Annotated in this window: 11 protein-coding genes and 1 riboswitch; of the genes, 5 read left to right on the forward strand and 6 right to left on the reverse strand. The window is 29.8% G+C overall.

Annotated elements, in window-relative coordinates:
- Window positions 1-66: 66 nt before the first annotated feature.
- The 3 genes from H0I27_RS09715 to H0I27_RS09725 are packed head-to-tail and all read left to right on the forward strand — an operon-like array spanning window position 67 to window position 1,918.
- Window positions 67-681, forward strand: coding sequence for a sigma factor-like helix-turn-helix DNA-binding protein (locus tag H0I27_RS09715; protein ID WP_218730519.1), 615 nt, complete (start codon window positions 67-69; stop codon window positions 679-681).
- A 22-nt stretch (window positions 682-703) separates the two neighbouring features.
- Window positions 704-1,402: a DUF3307 domain-containing protein gene (locus H0I27_RS09720; RefSeq protein WP_302849946.1), complete on the forward strand. Its 699-nt coding sequence runs from the start codon at window positions 704-706 to the stop codon at window positions 1,400-1,402.
- Between the two features lie 3 nt (window positions 1,403-1,405).
- Complete coding sequence (locus H0I27_RS09725) at window positions 1,406-1,918, forward strand: hypothetical protein (RefSeq protein WP_218730521.1); 513 nt, start codon at window positions 1,406-1,408, stop codon at window positions 1,916-1,918.
- Window positions 1,919-1,982: 64 nt separating this feature from the next.
- Here the strand turns inward: H0I27_RS09725 and H0I27_RS09730 are convergent, their stop codons facing one another.
- Complete coding sequence (locus H0I27_RS09730; RefSeq protein ID WP_218730522.1) at window positions 1,983-3,920, reverse strand: TonB-dependent siderophore receptor; 1,938 nt, start codon at window positions 3,918-3,920, stop codon at window positions 1,983-1,985.
- 138 nt (window positions 3,921-4,058) lie between these two features.
- Window positions 4,059-4,306: riboswitch (cobalamin riboswitch) on the reverse strand.
- 75 nt (window positions 4,307-4,381) lie between these two features.
- On the opposite strand from H0I27_RS09730, the gene H0I27_RS09735 reads away from it, so the two are divergent.
- Window positions 4,382-5,419, forward strand: coding sequence for a GMP reductase (locus H0I27_RS09735; protein WP_218730523.1), 1,038 nt, complete (start codon window positions 4,382-4,384; stop codon window positions 5,417-5,419).
- Window positions 5,419-6,549, forward strand: coding sequence for an ABC transporter substrate-binding protein (locus H0I27_RS09740; protein ID WP_218730524.1), 1,131 nt, complete (start codon window positions 5,419-5,421; stop codon window positions 6,547-6,549). Before H0I27_RS09735 ends, H0I27_RS09740 begins: the two co-directional genes overlap by 1 nt.
- Before the next feature lie 151 nt (window positions 6,550-6,700).
- Here H0I27_RS09740 and H0I27_RS09745 read toward each other — a convergent pair whose 3' ends face one another.
- The 5 genes from H0I27_RS09745 to H0I27_RS09765 all read right to left on the reverse strand — a co-directional run bounded on the left by H0I27_RS09745 (window position 6,701) and on the right by H0I27_RS09765 (window position 13,359).
- The gene (locus tag H0I27_RS09745) at window positions 6,701-8,020 is read right to left on the reverse strand and encodes a LuxR C-terminal-related transcriptional regulator (protein ID WP_218730525.1); all 1,320 of its coding nucleotides are present in this window, start codon (window positions 8,018-8,020) and stop codon (window positions 6,701-6,703) included.
- 179 nt (window positions 8,021-8,199) lie between these two features.
- The gene (locus tag H0I27_RS09750; RefSeq protein ID WP_218730526.1) at window positions 8,200-10,953 is read right to left on the reverse strand and encodes a DNA gyrase/topoisomerase IV subunit A; all 2,754 of its coding nucleotides are present in this window, start codon (window positions 10,951-10,953) and stop codon (window positions 8,200-8,202) included.
- Between the two features lie 142 nt (window positions 10,954-11,095).
- Window positions 11,096-11,269, reverse strand: coding sequence for an ORF6N domain-containing protein (locus H0I27_RS09755; RefSeq protein WP_218730527.1), 174 nt, complete (start codon window positions 11,267-11,269; stop codon window positions 11,096-11,098).
- A 46-nt stretch (window positions 11,270-11,315) separates the two neighbouring features.
- The gene (locus H0I27_RS09760) at window positions 11,316-11,507 is read right to left on the reverse strand and encodes a hypothetical protein (RefSeq protein WP_218730528.1); all 192 of its coding nucleotides are present in this window, start codon (window positions 11,505-11,507) and stop codon (window positions 11,316-11,318) included.
- Entirely contained in the window at window positions 11,497-13,359 is a 1,863-nt protein-coding gene (locus H0I27_RS09765; protein WP_218730529.1) for a DNA topoisomerase IV subunit B, read from the reverse strand. The genes H0I27_RS09760 and H0I27_RS09765 overlap by 11 nt, the downstream gene beginning before the upstream one ends.
- Window positions 13,360-13,621: the final 262 nt, after the last annotated feature.

Below are 13,621 nucleotides of genomic sequence, written 5' to 3' on the forward strand. Positions count from 1 at the left end.
TGCAGACAGATAATATTGTTGTTTAGCTTAATAATTGATATATTAGCTAAAAATTAAGATTTACAAATGACTAGTATTTTAACAGGCGACATCATCAATTCTAGAAAAAAGGATGATAATTTTTGGTTAGAAACGCTAAAAGAGGCGTTAAGTACTTTTGGTGACTCTCCAAAATTTTGGCAGATTTACAGAGGAGATAGCTTTCAATTAGAAATAGAAAACTGTGAAAATGCTTTTTATGCAGCTTTAAAGTTGAAATCTCATTTAAAATCTACAGTAGATATAGATGTTAGAATTGGAATTGGAATCGGAGAAAAAGAATTTAATACTCCAGAAATTACAGCGTCTAACGGTGAAGCTTTTATAAATTCTGGTTATGCGTTTGACACTTATTTAAAGAAACAAACCATTGCCATAAAAACACCTTGGCAAGAAGTTGATGCAGAACTAAATATAGCTTTTGATTTAGCTTTATTAACCATGGATTCTTGGACAAAAAACTCTGCAGAAGTATTTAAAATATCCTTAGAATCAGAAAACAGTACGCAAAATGAAATTGCAGCTATTTTAGGAATTACACAAGGACGGGTTAGCGAACGCCAAAAACGTGCTGGTTTTGAACCTATTATGAAACTAGAAAAACGTTTTAGAAAAATTATCAATCAAAAAACACATTTATAAAATGCTCTTATTGTTAAAATTTTTGTTAGCTCATATTTTAGGAGATTTTGTTTTTCAACCAGAAAAATGGGTTGAAAATAAAGAAAAAAAGAAAGTGAAATCGGTAAATTTATATTATCACATTGCGCTTCATGCCCTATTTTTAGCGTTAGTCATTCAATTTAATTTAAAAGAATATTGGCTTGCTTTTTTGTTAATTATAGCATCTCATTATGGTATAGACCTATTAAAACTCTATCTTCAAAAAAAGAAAACAAAACGGATTTGGTTTTTTATAGATCAAGTTTTGCATCTTATCGTACTAGCGTTTGCGACTTCTTTTTATGTGAATTTTTCTTTATCAACTGAAAACTTAATAACAGATCAACTCTTATTACTGATTATCTTTTTACTGTTGGTTATTTTTGTTTCTGCAATTATCATCAAAATAATAATTACACAATGGAACCCTGAAAGTAAAAAAGAAAACGATGATTCTCTTGCAAAAGCAGGTCGCTATATAGGAATTCTAGAACGTTTATTTGTTTTTACCTTTGTAATTACCAATCATTGGGAAGCAATCGGTTTTCTATTAGCAGCAAAATCTGTTTTTAGATTTGGAGATTTAACATCATCAAAAGACAGAAAATTAACCGAATATATTTTAATTGGTACTTTATTAAGTTTTGGTATTGCTATCTTTTTAGGAGTACTATATTTGTACACTTTAAAATTCATCTAATTTATGGAAGATAAACTAATAGAAAGTATTGCTTATATTCTACCCGCTGCTGTTACCGGTTTCGTTGCTTATTATATTTTTAACAGATTAATCATAAAGCTAAGTTCTGATGAAAAAATAGCGCTATTATCTCAAAGAAAAAAAGAAGCTTTACCAATAAAATTACAGGCTTACGAAAGAATGTTGTTGTTTTGTGAGCGCATTAACCCTGTTAAAATGTTGGTAAGAATTAAACCAATTACAGAAGATACACAAGATTATTTGCAATTGTTGATTGCAAATATAGATCAAGAGTTTGAACATAATTTAGTACAGCAAATGTACATTACAGACGATTCTTGGACAGCAGTTGTGGCTACAAAAAATACCATTATTAATAAATTAAGACAAGTTGCAGAAACTGCAAAAACTGCTAATGAATTGCGCGAAAACGTGATTATCGATTACTCTAAAACATTACCTCCAACAGATACTGTTATAAGTATTATTAAAAATGAAGTAAAAAAGTTATTATAAAAAAGAAGACCATCTAAAATAGATGGTCTTCTTCCTCTTTTCGAAAATAGCAAATTTCCCTATATTAAAACTGAAGTCTTACTCCTAATTTAAAGTTTCTACCACGTGTAGAAAACCCTAAAATATCATCATAATCTTCGTTTAAAATATTTGTAACTCCACCAAATAAAGTTACAGTGTCTCCTAATAATTTATAATTAGCAGCAAAATCTAATACTTGATAACTCTCTAAAGTAACATCTTCTCCAGCGGTTCCAAAAGAACCATATCTATCATAAATACTTCTATCTCCTACATTTTTATAAGTAATATTGAAGAATGTATTTTTTAAAACATCCACATCTAAACCTGCTACAAATTTATTTGCAGGAATATAATCGTTAAAATCTTCTGTTTTATCTTTATCTACATACGTATAAGAAGCGTTAACAGTTAAGAAATTAACAGGTGTAATATTGGTATTTATTTCAAAACCATTTGCATCTGAAGAACCATTACCGTATTTGTAAGTAGCATTATCATAAATAATTGCATCTTCTTCTTTTCTATTAAAATAAACCACATCAAACTGAAGCCAATCTTTATAATTTACATCAAAACCTGCTTCAAAAGTTTCATTAGATTCTGGTTTTAAATCTAAATTACCAGAAAAACCATCATATAATTGATACAAACTTGGTGTAATAAAAGCCGTACTATAAGAGGTTAATAACTTAATAGTAGCATTTTCATTCTTTAAAACTGAGTACGCAAGATTTCCGTCATAAACTGCATGATTACCATATACATTATGAATATTTAATCGTCCACCTACATTGGCACTTAAACCAAAATCTGTTATATACACTACACTTGCATAAGGATCTACAGTATTAAAGTTTGCAATTCCTTTTTCAATTTCGGCAAAAGGAGTAACTGTATTATTACTATGAATTTGGTAATTTAAACCCGTAATTAATTGAATTTTACCATCCTTAAAATCATATCTATTTACTAAATCTAAATTTACACTTCTACCAACAAACTCGTAGCTATCTAAAGTACCACCATAAGAATTGAATTGCTCTAAATTTCTTTCTACCACATTTGCAGAGGCTAATAAGTAAACTTCTCCTTTATTATAAGTGTATTTTGGTTTTACACCAACTCTAAACTGCTCTTGATCTCCAGTATTTGCATCACTATCAGAAAAAGCCCCTGCGTCAAAATCATAATCAAAATTATCATAATTTAAGAAAGTCTCTATAGAAAACTTATCATTTACCGCATAACCTAATTTTAACAACGCATTTTTACTGTAAAAACTATCATTTTCATAAACAGCATTTGTTTTACTTTTTGCAGCAGACATTCCGTCTGTTCCAGTAATACTAAAAGAACCTAAGAAATTAAGTTTTCCTAAAGTACCGTTTAAACTTACATTCTGGTTATTGTCAGACAATCCGCTTTCTTTAACATTTGCGGTATTATTTGTACCAACACTTGTTTCAAAAGAACCAGAAATTTTATCTGCTGATGCTTTCTTTAAAACAACATTAATAACTGCAGTAGCTGCTCCAGAACCGTACAATGTAGATGATGCTCCTTTTAAAATTTCAATAGATTCTATTTGACTAACGGCTAATAAACGTAAATCGAATTGTTGATTAATTGCAGATTGATCTGTAACTGGCACACCATCAATTAGAACCAAAAATTGTCTATTTCTTCCTCCTCTAATATTAATACTTCTTGGTTCAGATGCATTAGAATTTACACCTCTAACATCAATACCAACAACATTATTTAGAATTTCAATAACATTTTTACCAGCATTTTGTTGCAATTCTTTTTGAGTAATTTTCTGAATTACCTTACCAGTATTCTCTTTTTTTAGATTGAATTTTGTTGCTGTAACAACAACTTCATCTAAAGCTTCTACTTTTTCTTTTTGCTGTGCAAAAAGATTTGTGCTAGCAAAACTATATGCCAAAACACCAACAATTAATAATTGTTTTTTCATTTTTAATGATTTAATTTAAGTCTTCTCCTTTTACAAGAAAACAATAATGTTTCACTCCTTGTTAAACAAGGAATCTAAATAAATCAGGTAAATTTGTGTACAAAATAGAATTAGTACATAAACCTTTATCCCGAAAGTTTTAAACTCGTGATTTATGGCAGGTTTCCTGACTCGTTTTATGTTATTATACCTTCCCAACAAAAAAATGTCAGTGGTAAAAGAATTAATAACATCCTCTAAAGAGGGACTAAATGATGCTAAAAATAAACTCAGCACAAACTTAGTATAAACTTACAGTTGCGGGAACAGCTCTGGATTTTAACCAGATTCCCTTTTAATTCGATGCAAATTATCTCTACATCAAAACCAAAATCTTTGCAAATATATATGCATTCTTATGAACAATCTAATTAATTCGTTTCCAAATTTTATACCTTTAAGGATTGATAATTTTGATAGAAATGAGAATAGAAAATGAATTAAAGTTAGGTTTTAAAGATGTAATGATTCGTCCAAAACGATCTACACTAAAATCGAGATCACAAGTAAGTTTAGAAAGAGAGTTTACTTTTTTACACAGCGATGTTGTCTGGAAAGGAATTCCTATAATGGCTGCAAACATGGACACTGTTGGTACTTTTGAAATGGCAAAAGCACTTGCAAAACACGGACTTTTCACCGCAATTCATAAACATTATTCTATAGAAGAATGGAGAGAATTTGCAGCAAAAGCTGATGAAAAAACTTTAAATAATATTGCCGTTAGTACAGGGACAGGAAAAGATGATTCTGAAAAAGTAAAACAAATTTTATCCGAATTTCCGAAAATAAACTTTATTTGTGTTGATGTTGCCAATGGCTACTCGGAACATTTTGTAAATTTTGTTCAGAAAATGCGTAAAGCCCATCCTAACAAAGTAATTATTGCAGGTAATGTAGTCACTGGAGAAATGGTTGAAGAATTATTATTAGCTGGTGCAGATATTATAAAAGTAGGTATTGGTCCGGGATCGGTTTGCACAACTCGTGTAAAAACTGGAGTTGGTTATCCGCAACTTTCTGCTATTATAGAATGTGCAGATGCAGCGCATGGTATGGGTGGACAAATTATTTCTGATGGAGGTTGTAAAATTCCTGGAGACCTTTCTAAAGCTTTTGGTGGTAGTGCAGATTTTGTAATGCTAGGCGGCATGCTTGCTGGACATGAAGAAAGTGGTGGTGAATTGATTGAAAAAAATGGAGAAAAATTTAAAGCTTTTTACGGAATGAGTTCTACAACAGCCATGAATAAACATGTTGGTGGTGTTGCAAATTATAGAGCTTCCGAAGGAAAAACGGTTGAAGTTCCTTACAGAGGAAATGTAGACGATACTATTATAGATATTTTAGGCGGAATTAGATCTACATGTACCTATGTTGGTGCAAGTAGGTTAAAAGAATTGACCAAAAGAACTACTTTTATTAGAGTTCAAGAGCAAGAAAATCAAGTATATTCATAATGAAAAACATAAATTTAATTCCTGTTTTATTATTTTTGTTGATGACCGTTTCTTGTAAAAAAGAAGCTGTTAAAGTTGATAATCATACACAAGTAAAAAGTAGTATTAAGTACGCAAAGGGATTTGATATTGTAGAAGATAATGGCGCTAAAAAGTTAGTTATAAAATCTGCCTATCAGAACTCTAAAGAAGTTACTGAATATATTATTAAAAATAAATCAGAAAATAATACACCTTTAGAAAACACCATCTCTACTCCTATTCAAAAAATTGTAGTTACTTCTACAACACATATCCCTATGGTTGAGTTGTTAAACGAAGAAACTTCAATTATCGGTTTTCCTTATGCTAAATATGTATCTTCAGAAAAAACAAGACAGTTAATTGATGCAGGAAAAATAAAAGAAATAGGAAAAGAAACCTCTTTAAATACTGAAATACTATTAGACTTACAGCCAGAATTAGTGGTTGGTTATAGTGTTACTTCTGCAGATAAAAGCTTAACAACTATACAGAAAGCAGGAATAAATGTAATTTATAATGGAGATTGGTTAGAAGAAACTCCTTTAGGAAGAGCAGAATGGATTAAATTTTTTGGTGTTCTTTTTGATAAAGAAAAACAAGCTGATAGTATTTTTAAAGTAATTGAAAGTAATTATTTAGCAGCAAAACAAATCGCACTAAAATCAACAAAAAAACCAACCATTTTGTCTGGTGCAATCATGAGTAAAGATATTTGGAATTTACCTGCAGGAGAAAGTTTTGTGGCACAATTTATAAATGACGCAAACCTTAATTACTTATGGAAAGACACAAAAGGAAAAGGAAGTTTGTCTCTAAGTTTTGAAAGTATTTTTGATAAAGGTCAGAATGCTGAATATTGGATTTCTCCTGGATTTTTTTCTACCAAAGAGCAATTATTACAAAGCAATAAAATTTATGCTGAATTTGATGCTTTTAAAAATGATAAAGTTTATACATCTACAATCAAGAAAGGAAAAACGGGCGGAATTATATATTATGAATTAGCTGCTACGAGACCTGATTTAGTTTTAAAAGATTTTATTAAAATTACAAATCCAGATTTATTGCCCGATTATAAAATGACATTTTTTGAGAAAATGAAATAAAAAAAAGACCTTCAATATTTCTATTGGAGGTCTTTACTATTAAAATTATTGGGGGTAATTTTATATTTCAAATTTACTATATATATTAAGTAATTCTATTTATTTTACGGGTAGTATTGGGGTAGTATTTGGGTGGTTTTAACTAAAAGCCCTAGTGTTTTATGACTTTTTTTAATGTTAAAACTTCTTTTCTACTTTTAATATTTAATTTTCCATAAATATTTTTGACATGAAATTTTACAGTATTTACAGAGATATTTACTTCAGCGGCTATTTCTTTATTTGATTTACTAGATACAATTAAATTAAAAATTTCTCTTTCTCTAAAACTTAAAACATCTAATTTTATCTTTATAGGTTCCTCTTGTATTGTAAGTTGCTCTATTTCTTCTGAAAACTTTATAATCTCATTTTTCATTAAAGAGTTATACTTTCTTAAATCCTTTTCCCTATATATCACAGCAAATGAAAGGATTATAATCTGTATAAAACCACCTATTTTTAAATTAGTGGCATTGGTTTCAAATAAAGAAATTCCGAAATTTTTTAAAACATAAAAATCTATTCCGCTAAACAATATAATTACATAAGAAAACGTAAATAATTTAGTATGCGTGTTTTCCTTAAAAAGTAACACACCTAAAAACCAATAGATAAGTAGAATTATCGATGTTAAAATACCTAAGATTATATATAAATCATTCTTTTTAAAGATTAAAAATAAAATTACAAATAGAATAATAGCACCACCTATAACATAAGTATAATTTTTTACTTTAGGATAATAGTCATCTATTAACAGAAAACCATTAGCAAACTTAGAAGAACAATATGTGAGTATCACATAATTTAAAAGAATTAAAAATTCAATATTTTTTTCATCTACAGCAAATAAATGCAAAATACCGTCCGATAAAATAAAACTAAGCGTTAAGCTTGCCAATAAAAAGGCATGATATAAAAATGAATTGTCTTTAAAAAAATAAAAATAATTAATACTGAACAAAATTACTAAAAAAGCGACTCCATAATAAAAACCATCAATAAGTAATTGTATTTTTTCTTCAAAAGTAGCATCTTCCACTATATTTAATTCAACAGGAAAATAAGAACTAAAATTAGAACTAACTTTTATATAGATTGGTGATCCTCTAGAAAATTTAAAAGATGAATACCTTTGGTTATTCAACTTTTTAATTTCACTTAAATTTTGATATGCCTTTGCATTAGTGGCTCTTATACTTTTAATTCTAAATATATAATTTAAGTCAGTTTTATTAGCAGGCACTTTAAACCAAAAAGTAGCATCAGAATGTTTTTCTAAAACTTGTTTATTTAGAGGTTTAAATTCTTCTTGAGCAATGTTACTATAACTTAAACTGCTATTAGCATCTTTAAAATAATAAATTTCAGATTGAGAAAAAGTAGATACTACAAAAAAAAGAAAAAGTAGTAGTGCCTTAAATTTCATGCAAACGTTCCTATTATTATTATTATTATTATTATTATTATTATTATTATTGTTGTTGTTGCTCTTGTTGCTGTTTTGTTTTGTCTTTTTGATATTGAATCTCAGGTGACTTATCTTCCTTTTTATCGTTATCCTTTAATCTAGAATTATCTTCCATAAAACCTTAAAATAAATATTTATTAAAACAATTTTGTCTGATTTTCATCATCTATTTTTTTCTGCTCTGCTTTTTTTCTTGCTATCGATTTTTGTAATGCAATTTTTGCTTTTTCTTCTGCAGAAAGTTCTTCTAAAATAGGTTTTTTAGTTTCTGGTACTGGAATATCAATAGGCAATTCATCTTCAATAACTTCCTCATCAACAACCTCCATATCATCAGATATTTCTTCTTCTGGTTCTTCAAAAGGTAAAGGCGCTAATAAATTAACCTGTTTAATTTTATCCGTTGTTAATTGATTTCCTTGTGCTTTTATACCCTTTACAGCTATAAATTCTTCAAAATTAACTTCTTCGTTTTCTAAACTTCTTTTAGAAAATTGAACTTCAGCGATTGGTCTATAATCAGTTGCAACAATTTCTAACTGACTTTTTACATGATCAGAAATAAATTCTTCTTCTTTTTCAGTTGTTTCAATTAAAAAACGTTTTACATAGTAACGCTCTTTTTCACCATCAAAATATATTGCAGAAATTGGCTTATTAGGTTTCCATTTTTCTAAGACAATCATATCATCTTCAAAATGCATTGCTAAGTTTGGTTTTACCGCTTTTGCTTTTCCACTTTGTGTAACAATCAATAACTTATCCTCAGCTCTAAATTCACCCAGCAACTCACCTCTTTCATCAACGTTTAAACGCTGCACAGTATCATCAAACCAAATTTTACGAGGTTTTAATGTAGAAACACCTTCAGATTTAAAATCTACAGATTTAATAGCATACTTTGTAATTCTATTTCCTCTTACCGCTCTACCTTTTACAGCTAAATCTGCAAAATCGATATCCCATTTTAATTTTTTAACACTACCAGCTGCACGTAAATTAACAGTTACAACTTCTGCTTCTCCATTTGGATTTGCGCTAAAATAATGCACAATAGACCCTTTATTTCCGTTGGTTAAATCGTATTCTTTATCTCTTGTAACAGACGTAACGTTAAAACGCTTCATATAAGACATGCCTCTTGCTCCATCTCTATACATAAAGTTATAAACGGTTCTTTTGTCTTTCTTTTTAAAGATAGCAACATGAATAATATCTTTCCCCACAAAGGTTTTAGAATCTACTTTTGAGACCATCATTCCACCATCTTTTCTAAAGACAATAACATCATCAATATCAGAACAATCAGTTACAAACTCATCCCTTTTTAGAGAAGTTCCTATAAACCCTTCTTCTCTATTTACATAGAGTTTTGCATTGTTCATTGCTACTTTAGAAGCCACAATATCATCAAAAATTCTAATTTCTGTTTTTCGCTCTTTATCTTTTCCGTAAGTCTCTTTTAATCGCTTAAAGTAGTTTATGGCAAACTCTATTAAATTTGCCAAATGATTTTTAACTACAGCAATTTTTTCCTCTAAACCTTCTATAAATTGTCTTGCTTTATCAATATCAAACTTAGATATTTTCTTAATTCTAATTTCTGTTAAACGTGTAATATCGTCTACAGTAATCGCACGTTTTAGATGTTTTATATGTGGTTGTAATCCTTTGTCTATCGCCTCAATTACACCATCCCAAGTTTCTTCTTCCTCTATGTCTCGGTAAATTCTGTTTTCTATAAAAATACGCTCTAAAGAAGAAAAGTGCCATTGCTCCTCTAGTTCGTTTAACTGAATTTCTAATTCTTTTTTAAGCAACTGAACTGTTAAATCTGTAGAGTGTTTTAACATTTCAGAAACACCTACAAAAACAGGTGTATTATTTTCTATGGTACATGCTAAAGGCGATATAGATGTTTCGCAACTTGTAAAAGCATACAACGCATCAATCGATTTATCTGGCGATACATTTGGCGGCAAATGGACTAATATTTCTACTTCTGCAGCTGTATTATCTTCAATCTTTTTTATTTTAATCTTCCCTTTATCATTGGCTTTTAAAATACTATCAATTAGAGTGGTGGTAGTCGTAGAAAACGGAATTTCAGTAATCACCAACGTCTTTTTATCTAGTTGATGAATTTTAGCACGAACTCTTACTTTTCCCCCACGTTTACCATCATTATAATGAGTAAAATCTGCAATTCCTCCTGTTAAAAAATCAGGAACAATTTTAAAACTTCTCCCTTTTAAGTATTTTATAGAAGCATCTATTAATTCAATAAAGTTATGTGGTAATATTTTAGTAGACAAACCAACCGCAATTCCCTCTGCTCCTTGTGCTAACAATAACGGAAATTTTACAGGTAAATCTATCGGCTCTTTTCTACGTCCGTCGTAAGACATTTTCCAAGCAGTAGTTTTCGGATTAAAAACAACATCCAAGGCAAATTTAGACAAACGAGCCTCAATATAACGAGAAGCAGCAGCCCTATCTCCTGTAAGAATGTTACCCCAGTTCCCTTGCATATCAATCAGCAATTCTTTCTGACCAATTTGCACCATGGCATCAGCAATAGAAGCATCACCGTGTGGGTGATATTGCATCGTATGACCAACAATATTCGCTACCTTATTATAACGTCCATCATCCAAATCTTTCATAGAATGCATAATTCTACGCTGCACTGGTTTTAACCCATCTTCTAACGACGGAACCGCTCTTTCTAAAATTACATAAGAAGCATAATCTAAAAACCACTCCTTGTACATCCCTGTAACTTTGGTTATGGTTTCTACTGCTTCTGCCGGATTTTCTAGAGAATCAGATTGATCTTCAGGATTCGTTAATTCTTCTTCGTGTTCGTTCTCGTTAATTTCTTCACTCATTTTTAAACGTTTAACAGTTTAATCGTTGAACTATGTATTTTTCTATATTTAAAATATAAATGTAGATAAAGCTTTTGGGCGTTACCTAAAGGTCGGGCTTTTCGTTGTATCTTTTTTATGAAAAATAAAAAAGGATGTCACTTCAATCCCTAACGCAAGTATATTTACCAACTATATTCTTTATTTTTTTTCCTTTTTTAAAACCAATTTTATTTCTCTCTAGCGTATTTTCTTTCTTCTCCACCAATTCATATAAGCTAGATAATATGGTAACTCCTTGTTCTGTAAAAACCATTGGAGCATAACGTAAACTCATCGTTTCAGAATTGGAAGTGCCAAATTGAAACCTCCAGTTTTCATGCTTACTTTTTAGGTTCTTTATTTTTTATTTGCATAGAAATTATAAACAATGTACCAGATAAAACTCCAAAGAATGCACCAGAATTAGATTTACTAGACATGTTATTCCAATCTATTTGAAACAACCAAAACAATAAAATCAAAGCAAAAATTCCGGTAAGAATATTCTTAATTAGTTTTTTATTATATTTCATCCTCTTCAATCGTATCTAATTCAACCTTTAGATTCTCAATAATAAACTTCTGTCTGTCAGGAGTATTTTTTCCCATATAAAACTCTAGCATTTGCTCAATAGACATTTCTTTATCTAACATTACAGGATCTAAACGAATATCATTACCAATAAAATGCACAAATTCATTCGGAGAAATCTCTCCCAAACCTTTAAATCGAGTTATCTCTGGTTTTCCCCTTAATTTATCAATTGCTTCTCGTTTCTCTTCATCAGAATAACAATAAAACGTTTCTTTTTTATTTCGAACTCTAAACAACGGAGTTTCTAAAATATATAAATGCCCTTCTTTTATTAATTCAGGGAAAAATTGTAAGAAAAATGTAATCAATAACAAACGAATGTGCATACCATCTACATCGGCATCGGTTGCAATTACAATATTATTATAACGCAAATCTTCTAAACCATCTTCTATATTTAATGCTGCTTGCAAAAGATTGAATTCTTCATTTTCATACACAATTTTCTTACTTAATCCGTAAGAATTTAAAGGCTTTCCTTTTAAACTAAAAACGGCTTGTGTATTTACATTTCTAGATTTTGTAATAGAACCAGATGCAGAATCTCCCTCTGTAATAAAAAGTGTAGATTCTAAATACGCTTCTTTTTTTGTATCCCCCAAATGGATTCTACAATCTCTTAATTTTTTATTGTGTAAACTAGATTTCTTAGCTCTGTCTTTTGCTAATTTTCTAATTCCAGAAAGTTCTTTTCGCTCTTTCTCTGCCTGAACAATTTTTCTATGTAACGCATCTGCAACATCTGTATTTCTATGCAGGTAATTATCTAGTTTTGTTTTTAAGAAATCATTAATATACGTTCTTACAGTTGGCAAATCTCCTCCCATATCTGTAGAACCTAATTTTGTTTTTGTCTGACTTTCAAATACAGGTTCCATCACTTTAATAGCAACCGCAGAAATAATAGATTTTCTAATATCTGAAGCTTCAAAAGCTTTGCCGTAAAATTCTCTAATTGTTTTTACAATTGCTTCTCTAAATGCAGATTGATGCGTTCCTCCTTGCGTGGTATGTTGCCCATTTACAAAAGAATGATATTCTTCTGAATATTGCGTTTTACTATGGGTAATGGCAACTTCTATATCATCTCCTTTTAAGTGAATTATTGGATACAACATATCATCTACATTGTTGTTATCTTCCAATAAATCTTTCAATCCATTTTCCGAAAGGAATTTTTCTCCATTAAAAATTATGGTTAAACCGGGGTTTAAATACACATAATATTTTAACATTTTGGCTACATACTCATTTCTGAATTTGTACTTTTTAAATATTTCTTCATCCGGAATAAACGAAACCTTAGTACCTTTTCTACGAGATGACTCTTCTAAAAACTCCTGATTTTCTAAATTTCCCTGGCTAAATTCTGCCGAAGCAGATTTTCCTTCACGAGAAGATTCTACTCTAAAAAATGACGAAAGTGCATTTACCGCCTTAGTACCAACTCCATTTAAACCTACCGATTTTTTAAACGCTTTAGAGTCGTATTTTCCACCAGTATTCATCTTAGAAACTACGTCAACTACTTTCCCTAAAGGAATTCCACGTCCGTAATCTCTAACAATAACTTTGCTTCCATGAATAGAGATTTCAATGGTTTTACCGGCGCCCATAACATACTCATCTATAGAGTTGTCTAAAACTTCTTTTACAAGAATGTAAATTCCATCGTCTGCAGAAGACCCATCGCCCAATTTACCAATGTACATTCCGGGACGCATTCTTATATGCTCTTTCCAGTCTAAAGACCTGATATTATCTTCGGTATATTTTGTTTCTTGACTCATGAAATATCTTACTATTGTTAGGTTTGAAGCCTTGCTAAAATAGCATTAAACAAACTAAAATAAAAGGATTCAGACAATTAGTTATCAACATGATTTTAACGTTTTTTTTCTCTAAATTTCATCAACTTATAAAAAATAAAATCTAAAAAAATTAAGGTAAAAATCATCAAATTTAACAGGAACTCAAAAATACAAATTCCGCATAAAAATCACAAAAAAAAACAATATGTTATATTTTCAAACAAGTCATTATTTACTAAAC

Origin of the sequence: Polaribacter sp. HaHaR_3_91 (assembly GCF_019278525.1) — a bacterium.
Classification (GTDB): domain Bacteria; phylum Bacteroidota; class Bacteroidia; order Flavobacteriales; family Flavobacteriaceae; genus Polaribacter.